Below are 14,844 nucleotides of genomic sequence, written 5' to 3' on the forward strand. Positions count from 1 at the left end.
GCGCGGTCGCCGCGCCCTCACTTCCATCAGGTAGCTCGCTTCGCGAAGGCCTCGCCGTCCCTCAGACCCATCTCGTAGGCTTCGCGGATGCCTGTCGGGTTCGTAATGTCGAACTGTCCGATGGGCACGGGCTGCGAGGGTTGGATATAGGTCCGGCCTTTAATCTGCGGGAACGCGCGATAGAGGCGCGAGAGGATGACGAGCGTTCGGCCACCCTGCGCTTCGATGTCGAGCAGCGGCTCGGCGGGCACGTTGTCGACGAGTCCGCCGTCGAGGGCTGCCATCCCGCCGACATGCCCGATGGGCATGAAAGGCGGAACGCTGGCGCTGGCCATCAGCGCCGCCCGGAGATCAGCGGGGGAAGACAGGTCCTGCACGCGTACGAATTCCGGCCGGAAGCCGAGGGCGCGCCCGCCCTTCGGGTGAACCGGTTCGCGCCACTTCTTCTCGATCTGATAGGTCGCAATACCAAGAGGAATGGCGAGTGCCAGCGGGAGCCGTTTCGGCTTGCGAGCCAGGCCGATCAGGATGTCGGGACCGTTCCTGAGCCGCGCCAGGGCGGCTTCGTCAAGAAAGGTTTCGATCAGGGAGCGGTACATGCGGGCGACCGGCCAGGGAGATCCCTCCTTGCGCCAGGCGCTCCACTCGAAGTTCCGCCGCCCCAGGCTGCATCCCTGGGCGACCATCTCATTCACGGACCGTCCGAGACCCAGGACGCTGTAGCAGGCCGACCACGCGCCGGCGCTGACACCGACGAGGGTGCTCGGCTTGAGGCCGAGGAGCGGGGCCGCCGCTTCCCAAAAGCCGCCCTGCCAGTAGCACCGATTTCCACCACCTGCGAAAGCGACCGCGTCGAACATGGCGTCTTCCCTAGCTCCGCCCCTTGGCGAGGACCTCGTCCTCGGCCATGCGCGCCTGTTCGCGCCACGCCAGCACGATGCGCTCGAGATCGGCGATATCCGCCGCCGGGAGCGAGCCGAGCGTGCGTTCCACATAGGATTTCTGCAGCGCGATGCCTTTTTCCGCGAGGTCGCGGCCTTTGGCGGTGAGGTGCAACGAGTTGGAGCGACGGTCTCCGGGAATGGCGCGCCGCTCCACGAGACCGGCCTCGACCATCCGGTCCAACAGGCCGGAGACGTTACCCTTGGTCACATAAAGTCGCTCGGCGAGTTCCTGCTGGCTCAGACCCTCCCGCTCGGTCAGGGTCGAGAGCAGGTCGAATTGCGGGACCGACAGGCCCAACGCCTTCAACTCCGTCGCGACCGTGTTCATGGCGCGCCTGTGAAGCCGGATCACGCGAAACCAGACCCGGAGAGGGTCGACCGACGAACCGGCTGTCGGAACGGGGGCAGGGGACGTCAAAGGGCTCGTTTCCTTCCAGAATGTCCCGATAGTTTACATCGAAACCTTGCGGCGCGTCATCCCGTTGTTGGCAGGCTCTTCCGTTGCGCCTGGCGGGGGAACGAAAGCCAAGTTCCTGGTTTCTTAATCGGACATTGTGCTCACCCGCGATCTGCAAAGCCGCCTGATGCGCCATTACATCATCGAGGAACCGGTTTCCCGCCCGGCGACGTGGTCGCCCAAGTTGGCTTGGTTCGCTCTTGCGGTGTCGCTCATGGCTGCGGCCTTGATCCGGTTCAACCGGATCGATTATCCGGCGGGCTTCGTGGCGCTGGGCTCAGGGCTGGTGATTGCGCTTATTGCGGTCGGAATGTCGTTTGTCGCCTTCATCCACATTTGGCGCGAGGGGCGGCGCGGGCTTGGCAGCGCGGTGCGCGGCCTCGTCATCGCCGCGCTTGTGCTGGCCTATCCCGGCTGGATGACGGTGAAGGCTGTCACGCTGCCCCCCATTAACGATGTCTCGACCGACACGGACAATCCGCCGGCCTTCTCGCGCTCCCGGGCGGTGCTCGCTGCCCGCAACGACTGGGTGCCGCCAGAGGTGTCGGCGCAGGCCCGCGAGCGACAGCGGCAGGGTTATGTGAAGATCGCTCCCCTGACCCTCGACACCGACCCCGACGAGGCTTTCGTGCTGGTGCGGGAGGCAGCCAACAATCTCGGCTGGCAGGTGATTGAAGCGGTGCCGCCCGGCGGGCGGGCGGGTGTCGGCCGCCTCGATGCCATTGATCGGACGCTCGTCTTGAAGCTCCCGGAGGATGTGACCGTAAGGGTTCGGCCCCGCGCCGACGGCGCGCGCGTGGACGTGCGCTCCGCATCCCGCATTGGGGCGCGCGATCTGGGCGACAACGCCGCCCGGATTCGGGCTTTTCTGGAGGAAACCTCGAATCTCGCGCTGACAGCGGGAAACTGAGCCTCATCAGGCCCGTCGGAACTCGCTCTCAAGAGAGGGCAGGCCGTCCGTTACCACCTGTCCCTTCGCGATCAGGTCCTCAAGATGGGCAAAGACCGACAGGGCCGCGGCCCCGACCAGGGCCGGCTTCAGTCCCTGATAGATTGCGGCGACGATCTCCGGGATCGTCCGGTCCCCTGCGGTAAGGCGGTTGAGGATCGAGGCCTCGCGTTGGCGACGATGGTGAGCCAGTGCCCGCACGAAGCGCTGGGGTTCGCGCACCGGGCCGCCATGGCCGGGCCAATAAAGGGTGTCATCGCGCCCTTTGAGCTTTTCGAGCGAGGCCATGAAATCGCCCATGGACCCATCCGGCGGCGCGACCACGGTCGTGGACCAGGCCATGACGTGGTCGCCCGAGAACAGCGCCTTTTCCTCGCGCAGCGAGAAGGCAAGGTGATTGGCCATATGCCCTGGCGTCGCCACGGTTTCGAGGGTCCAGCCGGGGCCTCCGATCACGTCGCCTTCCACCAGTTCCCGGTCTGGCGCATAGTCCTTGTCGGTGCTCGCCTCCAGCAGGTTGACCTCGCCTTCGAAAAGCGGGCGGGCGCTGCGGTGCGGGCTGCACCCGACGAGCATGGCCCCCGTCGCGACCTTGATGGCCCGGGCGGCGGGTGAATGATCTTTATGGGTATGCGTGACGAGGATGTGCGAGACCGTCTCGCCGCGCACGGCGTGAAGCAGAGCGTCGACATGCTCGGGAAGGTCGGGGCCGGGGTCGATGATCGCCACATGGCCGGTGCCGACGATGTAGCTGCAGGTGCCCGTGAAGGTGATGGGTCCCGAATTGCTCGCGACGACCCGGCGGATGAGGGGGCTGACGCGCACGCACTCGCCGGATTGCGCCGGCGGATGGATGTCGAAAATAAGCTCGTCTGCCATGACCTTCCTTCAGAAATCTTCTGGGCATCAATATGGAGCTTCGCAGCTGCCGCTTGAGGCCGCGCTTCGACCCCCCTATAAGGCCTAAACAACCGCCCGCGAATGGCGGAACGAGATCGGAGATCTGCTTATGTCGACTGGCGCCATGTCCCTTGCCACGCCGTCCACCCTCGTCGGCCTCCTCTGGCCGTCGCGTGATGACGCCCGATTTGCCGCGCTTCGCGCCATCGTCCTCATGGTCGCGGGCTCTGCGCTTCTCACCATTTCCGCCAAGGTCCAGGTGCCGCTGCCTTACGTGCCCATGACCATGCAGACCATGGTCGTCCTGCTGATCGGCGCGTCCTACGGCCTGCGCCTCGGCGGCGCCACGGTTGCGCTCTACCTTGCCGAGGGCGCGATGGGCATGCCCGTCTTCGCCAACACCCCGCCGATGGCTGCTGGCATTTCCTATTTCTTCAGCCCGACGGGCGGCTTCCTCTTCGGCTTCCTCGCCGCCGCCCTCGTGATGGGCTTCATGGCTGAGCGCGGCTGGGACCGTTCGCTCGGTCGCGTCATCGTCATGATGACCATCGGCCACGCGGTGATCTTCGCGGTCGGTCTGTCCTGGCTCTCGGCTATCATGCCCTTCGCCAAGGCCTGGACCGTCGGCGCCGCGCCGTTCATCGCCGCGACCCTCGTCAAGACCGCGCTCGCCGCCGCCCTGATGCAGGCCGCCTGGACGGTGACGCGCCGCAAGAACGCTTCCCGCTAAGATCGGTATCAGTTCGCATTTTGGAAGCCGCCCCACGGGGCGGCTTCTTTGTTTTTAATTCGCCGATCAGGCCGCGCGCCGTTGCCACAAATTGTCGAGGCTCCATGCCCCGCCGCCGGCAGCGACGAGATACAAAAAGACGAAGCAGTAGAGAATAGCCGCGTCGCCGCCATTCAGCGCCGGGAAGAAGCTTTTAGGCGCATGCACCATCCAGTAGGCGACAGCCATCTGGCCCGAGAGAATGAACGCGACAGGGCGCGTGAAAAGGCCAAGCGTCAGAAGCGCGCCGCCGACGATCTCAAGAATGCCGCCGAACCACAGCAGCGTGAACAGCGTCGGCGCAGGATTCGCCGAAGCGGGAAAGCCGAAAAATTTTTGCGTGCCGTGCTCCAGGAAGATCAGCGCGGCGACGATGCGCAGCACGCTCAAGAGCCGCGGAGCCCAGACGCTTTCAAGGGAAGGAGTTCCGTTCATCAATTCATCTCCAAAACGGCGAGTGACAGCCGCGGGGCCTCTCGGCGCGCGGCTGTTCGACAACTCGTTAGAGACGTGCTGCCGATCTTACCAGCGAGCGAAGCGGGCAGTCTGGTAACGAGTTGCTTACCATGTTCGAAACTCGCGTTGATCCTCGGCTGCGCCACCGCGTTCTTCTGATGTGCAGGAATGAGCGGAGGGACCTCCCCATGCTGATCCTCGATCCGAGAACCGGACAAGTCGTTGCGGTCGATCCTCGGCCGAAGCGCATGCGTCTTGCTTTGCTGGGTATTTAGGAAAAATTGGGCGTCGACGTGCGCGGCAACGCATCAAACAAGCCCCTCGAAAGAAGCTTCGCGAAAACCGTGAGAAGTCTCGGGAAGAAATGGTCGGAGTGGCAGGATTTGAACCTGCGACCCCCACGTCCCGAACGTGGTGCGCTACCAGACTGCGCTACACTCCGACACCGAAAATCATCGGGAGGCCGGTCTTATAGCGGCGGTGGCGGAGGGCCGCAAGAGGCGAAATGAACCTTGACGTCGATATCTGCTCCGCTTGTGAAACTCGGCGCAAAACGGAGTTGCCAGCGACGTTTCCGCCGACTATGTACAGCGCCACGCCGACGGTGGGGCGTCGCCAAGCGGTAAGGCAGCGGTTTTTGGTACCGCCATTCCCAGGTTCGAATCCTGGCGCCCCAGCCAATCTCAGAAAATCGAGAAACCGGCGCCGGTCCGAGTGGACACTGGAATCTGATACTCTTCCCTACACCAACGCCTTCACAAGAAGCGGCAGACTGATGTCCATGCGATAGTCCACGGACGAGTGGTTGTCGCGGAACTCTTCGTAAATGTGCGGGACGCCTGCGGCATCGAGCTTGCGATGCAGGATGCGGGAGCTGTAGACCATGTTGTATTGGTCGATGTCGCCGCAATCGATGAACAGCAATTTCAGCTTGCGCAAAGCATCGAGATGCTGCGCTTCGTCTGCCATGCGCAGCGGGTCCCAGCGCAGCCAGTTGGCCCAGCGCTCCGCGATCAGCTCGCCCGTGTAGGGATCGACGGGGAGGCGGATGCCGTAGAACTGGCTTGGATCGGGGTCGAAGGTCGCGCTCTGCGCGAGGATCATCAACGTGTGCCAGTCGGCGTCTTTCGCCTTCGGGCCGGCCTCGAATTTGCGGATGAAGGTTTCAATCGATCCGTTGTGATCGACGAGGTGGCGCAGGGCGCCGGCGAACTCGCCGAGATGATAGAGATATTCGAAGCCCACATCGCCTGAATGGGACGCGGCTGCGGACCAGACCGAGCCGCCGTGGCGCAAGGCATGGACGAGGGCGCCATAACCGCCTGAGCTTTTGCCGAAAACGCCGCGGCGTCCGTCGCCGCCGCACGCGAAGCGGTTTTCGACGAAAGGCAGCATTTCGCGAATGAGGAAGGTTTCCCACGCACCCGTCGCCGCGCTGTCGATATATTGGTTGCCGCCAAGGCGCGTGAAGCAATCGGGAAAGGCCACCACGACCGGAGGCATGGCCCCGGTGCCGATGAGGCGGTCGAGCCGCTCTGGGACGTTTTCGCCGTAGTTCTTCCAGTTGGTGTGCGACGGTCCGCCCGCGGTATAGCCGACGAGGTCGACGAGGAGCGGGAGGCCGCGTCCGTCATGCCCGGCCGGGACGTAGACATCCACCCGCCGTCGGGAGGGATCGCCCAGCAGGTTGCCCTTCAGGCTGTCGCTGTCGATCCAAAGCCGGTGTACGACGCCTTCCGGCACGCTGTGGTCTTTCCGCATCGTCATTCTCGCGAAAGGGCAGGGGCTTCTGGTGTGGCCGGGCTGCGGGGATTTGTCCAGAAACGAGCGCCATCGCAATGGTTAATAAGTCCTTAGCCGACCTAGCCATTTGAGGGGGGCTGGCGCTAGGGTGCCAGCTGCTCGCGTGGGGGAAACACCAATGACAGACAGCTTCTTGCCTCGATGGACCCTGAAGACGGAAGGGACCATCATGCCCGACGAACGACTGCCCATGGGGCAGACGGTCGTCGTCGGCCTTCAGCACGTCGTGGCCATGTTCGGCTCGACGGTGCTCGCGCCCATTCTGATGGGCTTCGATCCGAATGTGTCGATCCTGTTTTCCGGCATCGCGACGCTGCTTTTCTTCCTCATCGTCGGCGGTCGGGTCCCGAGCTACCTCGGATCGAGCTTCGCGTTCATCGGCCCCGTGCTCGTCGCGACGGGTGCGACGGTTGGAAGCCCCAACCCGAATATCCCCCTCGCTCTCGGCGGCATCATTGCGGCCGGTGCGCTCTACTTCCTCATCGGCCTTGCGGTTCAGATGGCCGGCCATCGCTGGGTGGAGCGGGTCATTCCGCCGGTCGTCACGGGCGCTATCGTTGCGGCCATCGGCCTTGTCCTGGCACCCATCGCCATTTCGAGCGCGTCCGGCGTGACGCCGGATAATCAGGCCGGGACGGCCTTCGCCCGCTGGATCGCCGTCACCACCGTCGTCGCGGTCGGCCTTGTCGCCGTCTATGCGCCGGGCATGTGGCGGCGTCTGCCGGTTCTCGTCGGCGGCGCGGTTGGCTACTTCGCCTATTACGTCTGCGCCAACATTCTTGGGTTTGGCCAGCCCATCGACTTCGCGAAGGTCGGGCAGGCGGCCTGGTTCGGGCTGCCCACGTTCCAGAGCCCGGTCTTCGACATGCGCGCCATCAGCCTGATCGCGCCCGTCGCGATCATCCTGGTTGCGGAGAATCTCGGTCACATCAAAGCCATCGGTGCGATGACCGGCCGCAATCTCGACCCCTATCTCGGGCGCGCCTTCATGGGAGACGGCCTCTCAACCATGCTCTCCGGCGCCTGCGGCGGTACGGGCATGACGACCTATGCGGAAAACATGGGCGTTATGTCGGTGACCCGTATCTACTCGACGCTGATCTTCGTGGTTGCCGCGGTGATCGCGCTGCTCCTCGGCCTGTCGCCGAAGTTCGGCGCCTTCATCGGTACGATCCCTGTGCCCGTCCTCGGCGGCCTGTCGATTGTGGTCTTCGGCCTCATCGCGGCGGCGGCTGGGCGGATCTGGGTCGAGAACCGGGTCGACTTCTCCAACCCACGTAATCTCATCACCGTGGCGGTGGCCTTGGTTCTGGGCGCAGGCAATTTCAAGCTGACCGTCGGTGGCTTCACCCTCGACGGCATCGGCACCGCGACCTTCGGCGCCATCATTCTCTATCACCTGCTCCATCTGAAGCAGACCGCCTCTGTGGTGGAGCGTCCTCAAGCCGCAGAGTAAAACTGGCTTGGACCTGAAAACGAGAAAGCCCGCGTTGAGCGATCAACGCGGGCTTTCTCTTTGAAACTGCAGTGAAAAGCGACCGTCAGCGTCTCCGGCGGACCCGCGCGGGGAGGGGATCGTGAGACGGGGAGGCGAGGGCGATCAAAAGCATCAGCGCGGAAAGGGACCCAGCGATGAGGGCAAGCGCCCCGGCAATCGCGACCTGGGAGGCCAGGCCCGTTACGCCAGCAAGTGCCGTAAGGATCAGAAAGATCAGGAAAGCTCTGTACGCGACGGAACGGTTCATCGACTCGGTCTCCCAGCGGATTCTGGAAACGTACTGCCGCGCTTTCGGTTCCATCCTTGAGTTCCTTTCCTTGAATACTTCGCGATCTCTTTAAGGAATAAGGTGAATGAGTCTTTTTCACGGAACCATACAGTCGCGCTTGGCGTTAGTTCCGGAACACGCTCAGACACATTCCGCGAGGTGATGTCATGTTAGGCTGGGCAATTACCTTTCTGATCATCGCGCTCGTCGCGGCCGTCTTCGGCTTCGGCGGCATTGCGGGTACGGCCGTTGAAATGGCGAAGCTCATCTTCTTCGTGGCAATCGTACTTTTCGCCATCTCCGCGGTGATCGGCCTCCTGAGGGGGAGAAATCCCCTCTAGCGCGACACGACCGAAACGCCGCCTTCAGGGCGGCGTTTCGTCATGGGCTTGGTGACGAAGGAAGGTCTTTAGGAGTTTTGAAGCGCCGCGCGGGTCATGCTGTCCGGGCCCAGATCGTCCACGTCGTCGACGTTCAGCAGCGAGGCGAGGCGGAAGCGCGCGCGATTGACGCGGCTTTTGATGGTTCCCACCGCGCAGCCGCAGATATGGGCGGCTTCCTCATAGGAGAAGCCGGAGGCGCCTACGAGGAGCAGGGCCTCCCTCTGGTCGGGCGGCAACTTGGCCAGGGCGCTGCGGAAATCCTCGAAGTCCAGGCGCGCGCCCTGTTCCGGCTGCACCTTGAGGCGGCCTGCATAGGATCCGTCCGGGTCTTCGACCTCGCGCCGGCGCTTGCGATATTCGGAATGGAAAAGGTTGCGCAGGATCGTGAAGAGCCAGGCATTCAGGTTGGTGCCGCGCTCGAACCGGTGCAAGTTCGACAGCGCACGCAAGAGGGTGTCCTGAACGAGATCGTCGGCTCGATCGACCTGGCCGGACAAGGAGATAGCGAAAGCACGGAGGCTGGGAACAGCGGCCAAAAGAGCGTCTCGGAGATCCGGCTCCGGCGTCATTCAGGCGTCTCCAGGTCTTTCTTGTCGAGCTGTTCCAGCAACTCCTTGAAACGATCCGGGACAGGCTGCTGCATCAATTCGTCGTACATGGCACGTAACTGATCGCCGATACGCTTTTGACTGGTGCTGTCGAGTTTGGGTTCTGCGGTCAACTTTTCGTCCAAGAATTCCTCCGGAATCACCCGAGCCAGCTTGTTCCCCTTCTCACCTGTCATCTAAATCCCCTTGCGGTCCCTATCTTAAATGGTTCGGGACCGCGAACCTTGGCAGTACCTGCACGCCGAATTTCGAGCAATAACGTCTGTCCTTGCCTTCGGTTCCAAAGAATGGAACTTTCTTATCCCTGTGGAGTTGAAACGTCCGTATCCGCAAGAAACGAGTTCAAAAGCACATAAGGGGAAGCGAATGTCGACAGCTCAGCTTGTCGTCCAACACTTGCCGTATCTTCGCCGTTACGCCCGCGCCCTGACGGGGAGCCAGATCGCCGGCGACGCCTATGTGGCTGCAACGCTCGAGACGCTGGTCAGCGAGCCTGAAACCATAGGGCCTTCCGGCAACGTCAAGGTTGAGCTGTTCCAGGTTTTTACCCGTATTTGGAATTCCCTGTCCGTGAACGGCCGCAGCGAGCTGATCCAGCGCGATCTGCCGGCGGAGGTTCGCTTAGGGCAGATCACTCCCCTGCCGCGGCAGGCTTTCCTTCTGTCCTGCCTTGAAGGCTTCAGCGAGGATGAAGTCGGCCAAATCCTGGGGAGCCACGTGGCCACCGTCCGCGACCTAGTGGACGAGGCGGGCCGCGAACTGGCCGCCGATATGGCGACCGACATCCTCATTATCGAGGACGAGCCCTTGATCGCCATGGATCTCGAGGCTCTCGTCGAAAGCCTGGGGCACAATGTCACCGGCATTGCGCGCACGCGTACCGAGGCGGTCAAGCTCGCCTCCGTCAAACGTCCCGGTTTGATCCTGGCCGATATCCAGTTGGCTGACGGCAGCTCCGGCCTCGACGCGGTGAACGATCTTCTCAAGGCCTTCGAAGTGCCGGTCATCTTCATCACGGCCTATCCGGAGCGCTTCCTCACCGGCGAACGGCCCGAGCCCGCCTTCCTGATCGCCAAACCCTTCCAGCCCGCCAACGTCTCGGCCGTCATCAGCCAGGCGCTGTTCTTCCAGCAGAGCGCGCGGCGTCGAGAGGTTCGCGCGAGCGCCTGACAGATTTTCTGATGATCTCAGCAAGCAAAAGCCTAGCTTTAGAGCTAGGCTTTTTCTTTGGCGTGCGCCTTTTGAGAAAATAAAAAAGACGGGCCACGAGGCCCGTCTCAAGGTGCCGGCCAATGCACAAGGGGAATGCGGGGAGGACCAGGAGGCCGGTATTCTACGAACGCAGAGCTGACAACAAAAGTTCCCCTTGGCTTTTTAAGCAAACAAGCTTTGCTGGTCGGATATTTGCTTCAGGAACATCGTCGATACGGCCGCGTTGTTTTTCCAAACGGTTTAGCTGGGGAAACAGGAGGCGCGCGTGGTCGGAACACCTGCCTTGTTGACTGGAATTGTGGGTGCCGCCTTCTTCGCTGGCGCCTTCGTTGCCGACGTTCTCAATAACCAACCCCTTGGCACACCTGGGAAATTCCCCGACGGCGCGGGGATGATCCCCCAGGCTGCCGCAAAGGGTGACCGTATCGCCGAACCTGCTCCTTCGCGTGAGAGGGCGAGCGTCTCAGCCGTGGAATTGGTCGGCGTGTCTCACGCCATTGTGATCCTGCGCGATGCGAGCGGTGCGGTGCTTTATCGCTCCGACCCACAGGCCGGCACGACGATCCTCGCCAAGAACACCGAGCTGCCCGTGGTCACCTTGAAAGAACAGGCGAAGGGGCCGGCGACACAACATCCGGTCATTCGGAAGGAAGGAAACGAAGCTCCGCTCCCGGCGCCGAGCAAACCTTCACGCGATTTCGTCGGCTGTGTGGGGGACGTCAGCAGCCTTGTCAGCGCCAGCGCGAGGAGGGGACCCAGCCTATGCTTGGCGCAGAGCGAGCGCTTCCTTTTCTAAGATTGGAAGGGATCGATGCAGCTGAGGTCCTTGGACGTAAAGAGGCCTCGCCGAACGAGAGCAAGGGGCGCGACGCAACGCCCTGATCGTCGTCAGCTTTTCGGGCGTTTCTGGCGGACCGCATCCGGGTTTTGGACCGGACAATCGAGGCGAGAGGCCTGGTTTCTTACGCTCACACTGCTCGCCATCATTCTCTGTCAGCTCTTCGTGCAAATCAGGCTGAACATCTGGAATCGGGACATCTTCGATGCGCTCGACAAACGCGACTTTGAGGCCGTCGCCTGGGTCGCGCTTCTCTTTGTGCCGCTGGCGCTTGCGGCGGTTGTGTTCAATGTGGCGTCCGTCTGGGGGCGCCTCACCACCCAGCGCGCCTGGCGCGCCTGGATGACCGATCATCAGGTCGATGCGTGGCTCAAGAACGGGCGCTACTACCAGCTGAACTTCGTGAAGGGTGAGCATCAGAACCCGGAATTCAGGATCGCCGACGATACGCGCATCGCGACGGAATCGCCGGTCGACTTCGCTTTTGGCGTCACCACCGCCGTTCTCACCGCGATCACCTTCATCAGCGTTCTCTGGGCGGTCGGCGGCACGCTCGATGCGGAGTGGAAAGGGTACCAGATCGCGATCCCCGGCTATCTGGTCCTTGTTGCCATTCTCTATTCCCTCGTCTCGACGACGGCGATGGTGTTCATCGGCCGGCGCTTCGTCGAGGTCGCAGAGCGGAAGAACCAGGCGGAGGCGGAATTCCGCTATGCCGCGACACGCCTGCGCGAAAATGGAGAGAGCATCGCGCTGCTCGGCGGAGAGCCGGAAGAGCGCAGCGGTCTCAGCATCGCGCTGGGCCATGTCATTATGCAATGGCGCGCGCTCTGCGGGCAGTATTTGCGCACCACGGTTGTCTCGTATGGCAATTTCGTTCTTGCCCCGGTCATTCCGCTTCTTCTCTGCGCGCCGAAGTATCTCGCCAGCACGATGTCGCTAGGCGAGGTCATGCAGGCTTCCACCGCCTTCGTCACGGTGCAGCAATCCTTCAACTGGCTCGTGGAGAACTACCCCAACCTTGCCAACTGGACAGCCTCGGCCAACCGGGTCGCGGGCCTTCTGGTGTCTCTCGAACGATTACAGCTGGCAGAGCAGCCGGGCATCGGCCACATCCACCGGTCGGAGAAGGATGAAAAGGCGGCATTGGAGCTGCATCGCCTGTCGGTCAACCTCGACGACGGCACCGCCGTCGTCCGCGAAACGCAGGTCGAGATCAATCCGGGCGAAAAGGTTCTGGTCGTGGGGGAATCGGGCGCGGGCAAGAGCACGCTGATCCGCGCGATTGCCGGGCTATGGCCTTGGGGAGACGGAGAGATCGCCATCCGTCGGGGCTCGCGCCTCTTCTTCATGCCGCAGCGGCCTTACGTGCCTATCGGTACGCTCAAGCACGCGGTGGCCTATCCCAACCCGACCGACAGCCTGGACGATCGGGAGGTCGAGCAAGCGTTGGCCGATGCGGGGCTTTCGCATCTCGTCGACCGCATTCACGACAAGGGCGTGCCGTGGGATCGGACCTTGTCCGGCGGCGAGCAGCAACGTCTGACCTTCGCGCAGCTCTTCATCCAGAAGCCCGACATCATCGTCATGGATGAGGCGACTTCGGCTCTCGATCCGGAAACGCAGGCCCGTCTCTTGAGAAGGGTGAGCGAGCGCCTGCCTCGTGCCGCCGTCATCAGCGTCGGGCATCGTCCAGAACTCGAAGCGTTCCACAATCGCCGCCTCGTCCTGGCGCGCCGGAAGGATGGCGCGCGGCTCGTCGCCGACGAGGCCTTGCCTCCCACGAGCTTTGCCCTGCGTCGGGCGCTGGCGCTCTTGTTCCGCAGGCACCGGCTGCCGCAGGATCAGGAGGACGAAATTTGAAGGCAATAGGCGCGGCCTTCGACTGTCATGCTTTGTTGATCTTGACCTTAAAGTTCCGCGGCCTGGCTATAATCAAAGATAACAGCCTGTAAGCTTCAGGTTATGATCTATCTATCCCGGCCCTTATCGCCCGCTTTTCCGGCACGATATCTGCGCGAAGCGCTTTAAAATAGTGGGAACGGCCCTTTGGCGGCCGCGTTAGACAACGACGCGCATTCTGCGCGGCATTCGATAACGCGAACGATTCCGCTAAACTAGAGGGAGACATCCAATGCTGACGAAGCATATGGCAGCGTGTCTTGTCGTGACGGCTCTTGGCGCTGCGCCGGCTCTCGCTCAAACGTCGACCATGCCCTCCGCATCGCCCCCGGCGTCCGGCTCCTATCTGACGCAGCTTGGGCAGAATCATTATCTCGCCTCCAAGCTCATCGGCACGAAGGTGGTCGGCTCCAGCAACGAATCCATCGGCGACGTCAACGACGTGATCGTGGAGCGTGACGGGCGGCCCATCGCGGCGATCATCGGTGTCGGTGGCTTCCTCGGGATTGGCGAGAAATATGTCGCCGTTCCCTTCAGCGCGCTCCAGTTCGCCACCCGCGAGCAGGCGAACGCCATGGCCGCAAATCCGCCGGCGACGGGCTCGACGGCGACAGCCCCTTCGACCACGCCAGCGCCGTCAGCGCGCTTGGGGGCCGGTCCGGAACTCATCATTCTGCGCATGACCAAGGTCGATTTGCAGAACGCCCCGAGCTTCAACCCTGAGCGCAGCCCGGCGCCCGGAACGACGGCTCCGAAGCAGTAAGCCCTCTTTGAGAACGAGCGGCGCGATCCCGGTGCCGCTCGTCAAAGAAAAAGGCGTGGCCGCGAACGGCCACGCCCTGAAGGTGCCGGCCCGAGGGGGCATTCGGATCCGGTCGAGCAGCCAACGCTGTCATCCGGCAAAAGGTTCCCAGGAAAAGCTCATCATCCTAGGAATTTCTCGCAAGCCATGTTTCGGGCGGGTCGTCGGCCCGATTGGACGTCTTGCCGCAGCAGGAACCGGGGCTTTCCAGGCACGTTGCACCCCGACACCACAAGGAGGATGGGATGACAGCCACGAACGAGCTGGACGCTGTGTTGAGCAAGGAAGATCTGCCCGATGAGTTCTGCCGGCTGGCCTCAAGCTCGGCCCCGGGTGACAAGCCGTCCGTCGCGTCCATGCTGAGCGGCATCGTTCCCTCCGGCGAGGAGGACGAGGTGATGTGCCCGCTTCTGCTGCGCCGCCATCTCATCGTTCCAGCATGGCGCCACAGTTTCGCCGCCGGGACGGGAGATCGCATATAAGCGATTCCAAAAAGCCCATAGGTTCATTCGTTGCAGCCGGCCCCCCTTCAAGACGAACCGATATCCGTTCTTTTGCACCCGAGCGTCGTGCCGATCCTCGATGTCTTCCGATATTTCAATCGGCTCGAGGATCATCACGATCTGACGCTGCTCGATGGGCCGGAAGGGACTCTGGCGGCCTCCACCGGCCCTGATCTTGCGAAAACCATCGTTTCCGACGCGCTTTTGCTCGCCTTCTCCATTGCGCGGCAGCGCCGGCGGCCGCTCGATCACCATCCGGTCGGGTCGCGTCGCGGCACGTTGGACGAATATTGCCTGGTCGTGCTGATGATCGCCTCCCGGCTGCCGGACTCCAGCCTCGCCACGGAAGCCGCTAGCGCGCTTGGGCTCGACGATGCAATTTTGTCTCTCGTTGCGGACCTCATGCGGCAGATTGACCGGACCTATCTTTATTGGAGGGTCCCGAGCCTTGCGGAGTTCCGCGCGGTCATCGGCAACAGGGCGTGGCGCGACGTCGAGGTCGAGGAATCGCTGAACCAATCCGGTTTCCGGTTCCGTTTCTGACCCTGTGTG

The 14,844-nt window shown here is 62.8% G+C and carries 18 protein-coding genes and 2 tRNA genes; 11 read left to right on the plus strand and 9 right to left on the minus strand.

All coding sequences use genetic code 11. From position 1 onward, the window contains the following. Positions 1-26: 26 nt before the first annotated feature. Complete coding sequence (locus HB375_RS09205; protein WP_167672707.1) at positions 27-860, minus strand: patatin-like phospholipase family protein; 834 nt, start codon at positions 858-860, stop codon at positions 27-29. Positions 861-870: 10 nt separating this feature from the next. Further along, positions 871-1,272 carry a MarR family winged helix-turn-helix transcriptional regulator gene (locus tag HB375_RS09210; protein ID WP_167673241.1) on the minus strand — a complete coding sequence of 134 codons (402 nt, stop codon included), beginning with the start codon at positions 1,270-1,272 and terminating at the stop codon, positions 871-873. Positions 1,273-1,528: 256 nt separating this feature from the next. Here HB375_RS09210 and HB375_RS09215 point away from each other — a divergent pair, with 256 nt between their 5' ends. After that, on the plus strand, positions 1,529-2,311 hold the full coding sequence (locus tag HB375_RS09215) for a DUF1499 domain-containing protein (protein WP_167673242.1): 783 nt from the start codon (positions 1,529-1,531) through the stop codon (positions 2,309-2,311). A 6-nt stretch (positions 2,312-2,317) separates the two neighbouring features. Here HB375_RS09215 and HB375_RS09220 read toward each other — a convergent pair whose 3' ends face one another. Next, positions 2,318-3,229 (minus strand): MBL fold metallo-hydrolase, encoded by a 912-nt coding sequence (locus HB375_RS09220; protein ID WP_167672708.1) that lies wholly within the window; start codon positions 3,227-3,229, stop codon positions 2,318-2,320. A gap of 130 nt (positions 3,230-3,359) precedes the next feature. Here HB375_RS09220 and HB375_RS09225 point away from each other — a divergent pair, with 130 nt between their 5' ends. Then, entirely contained in the window at positions 3,360-3,980 is a 621-nt protein-coding gene (locus HB375_RS09225) for a biotin transporter BioY (protein ID WP_167672709.1), read from the plus strand. Between the two features lie 66 nt (positions 3,981-4,046). Here HB375_RS09225 and HB375_RS09230 read toward each other — a convergent pair whose 3' ends face one another. Together HB375_RS09230 and HB375_RS09235 are read right to left on the minus strand one after the other, a co-directional pair. Then, complete coding sequence (locus HB375_RS09230; protein ID WP_167672710.1) at positions 4,047-4,454, minus strand: DoxX family protein; 408 nt, start codon at positions 4,452-4,454, stop codon at positions 4,047-4,049. Positions 4,455-4,840: 386 nt separating this feature from the next. Then, positions 4,841-4,917: transfer RNA gene (locus tag HB375_RS09235), tRNA-Pro, on the minus strand. Positions 4,918-5,080: 163 nt separating this feature from the next. Here HB375_RS09235 and HB375_RS09240 point away from each other — a divergent pair. After that, positions 5,081-5,155 (plus strand) — tRNA-Gln (locus HB375_RS09240). A 61-nt stretch (positions 5,156-5,216) separates the two neighbouring features. Here HB375_RS09240 and HB375_RS09245 read toward each other — a convergent pair. Next, on the minus strand, positions 5,217-6,236 hold the full coding sequence (locus HB375_RS09245; RefSeq protein WP_167672711.1) for an alpha/beta hydrolase: 1,020 nt from the start codon (positions 6,234-6,236) through the stop codon (positions 5,217-5,219). A 160-nt stretch (positions 6,237-6,396) separates the two neighbouring features. Between HB375_RS09245 and HB375_RS09250 the strand changes: the two genes are divergently transcribed. Further along, the gene (locus tag HB375_RS09250) at positions 6,397-7,734 is read left to right on the plus strand and encodes a solute carrier family 23 protein (protein WP_167672712.1); all 1,338 of its coding nucleotides are present in this window, start codon (positions 6,397-6,399) and stop codon (positions 7,732-7,734) included. A gap of 85 nt (positions 7,735-7,819) precedes the next feature. Here the strand turns inward: HB375_RS09250 and HB375_RS09255 are convergent, their stop codons facing one another. Further along, positions 7,820-8,023 carry a hypothetical protein gene (locus HB375_RS09255; protein WP_167672713.1) on the minus strand — a complete coding sequence of 68 codons (204 nt, stop codon included), beginning with the start codon at positions 8,021-8,023 and terminating at the stop codon, positions 7,820-7,822. 188 nt (positions 8,024-8,211) lie between these two features. On the opposite strand from HB375_RS09255, the gene HB375_RS09260 reads away from it, so the two are divergent. Continuing rightward, complete coding sequence (locus HB375_RS09260; RefSeq protein ID WP_167672714.1) at positions 8,212-8,385, plus strand: DUF1328 domain-containing protein; 174 nt, start codon at positions 8,212-8,214, stop codon at positions 8,383-8,385. A gap of 68 nt (positions 8,386-8,453) precedes the next feature. Here the strand turns inward: HB375_RS09260 and HB375_RS09265 are convergent, their stop codons facing one another. After that, a complete protein-coding gene (locus HB375_RS09265; RefSeq protein WP_167672715.1) occupies positions 8,454-8,996 on the minus strand; it encodes a sigma-70 family RNA polymerase sigma factor in 543 nt (180 codons plus the stop codon). Continuing rightward, the gene (locus tag HB375_RS09270) at positions 8,993-9,211 is read right to left on the minus strand and encodes a NepR family anti-sigma factor (protein WP_167672716.1); all 219 of its coding nucleotides are present in this window, start codon (positions 9,209-9,211) and stop codon (positions 8,993-8,995) included. Before HB375_RS09270 ends, HB375_RS09265 begins: the two co-directional genes overlap by 4 nt. A 190-nt stretch (positions 9,212-9,401) precedes the next feature. On the opposite strand from HB375_RS09270, the gene HB375_RS09275 reads away from it, so the two are divergent. From HB375_RS09275 to HB375_RS09300, 6 genes are all read left to right on the plus strand, one after another. Continuing rightward, the gene (locus tag HB375_RS09275; protein ID WP_167672717.1) at positions 9,402-10,205 is read left to right on the plus strand and encodes a response regulator; all 804 of its coding nucleotides are present in this window, start codon (positions 9,402-9,404) and stop codon (positions 10,203-10,205) included. A 307-nt stretch (positions 10,206-10,512) separates the two neighbouring features. Beyond that, positions 10,513-11,043, plus strand: coding sequence for a hypothetical protein (locus HB375_RS09280; protein WP_167672718.1), 531 nt, complete (start codon positions 10,513-10,515; stop codon positions 11,041-11,043). 15 nt (positions 11,044-11,058) lie between these two features. Then, positions 11,059-12,948, plus strand: a complete 1,890-nt coding sequence (locus tag HB375_RS09285) for an ABC transporter ATP-binding protein/permease (protein WP_167672719.1) — start codon at positions 11,059-11,061, stop codon at positions 12,946-12,948. 271 nt (positions 12,949-13,219) lie between these two features. Next, positions 13,220-13,750, plus strand: a complete 531-nt coding sequence (locus HB375_RS09290) for a PRC-barrel domain-containing protein (RefSeq protein WP_167672720.1) — start codon at positions 13,220-13,222, stop codon at positions 13,748-13,750. Positions 13,751-14,034: 284 nt separating this feature from the next. Then, the gene (locus HB375_RS09295; protein WP_167672721.1) at positions 14,035-14,271 is read left to right on the plus strand and encodes a hypothetical protein; all 237 of its coding nucleotides are present in this window, start codon (positions 14,035-14,037) and stop codon (positions 14,269-14,271) included. 87 nt (positions 14,272-14,358) lie between these two features. Beyond that, positions 14,359-14,835 (plus strand): hypothetical protein, encoded by a 477-nt coding sequence (locus HB375_RS09300; RefSeq protein WP_167672722.1) that lies wholly within the window; start codon positions 14,359-14,361, stop codon positions 14,833-14,835. Positions 14,836-14,844 lie beyond the last annotated feature (9 nt).

The sequence above is a fragment of the Microvirga terricola genome, from assembly GCF_011777495.1.
In the GTDB taxonomy this organism is placed as follows: domain Bacteria; phylum Pseudomonadota; class Alphaproteobacteria; order Rhizobiales; family Beijerinckiaceae; genus Microvirga; species Microvirga terricola.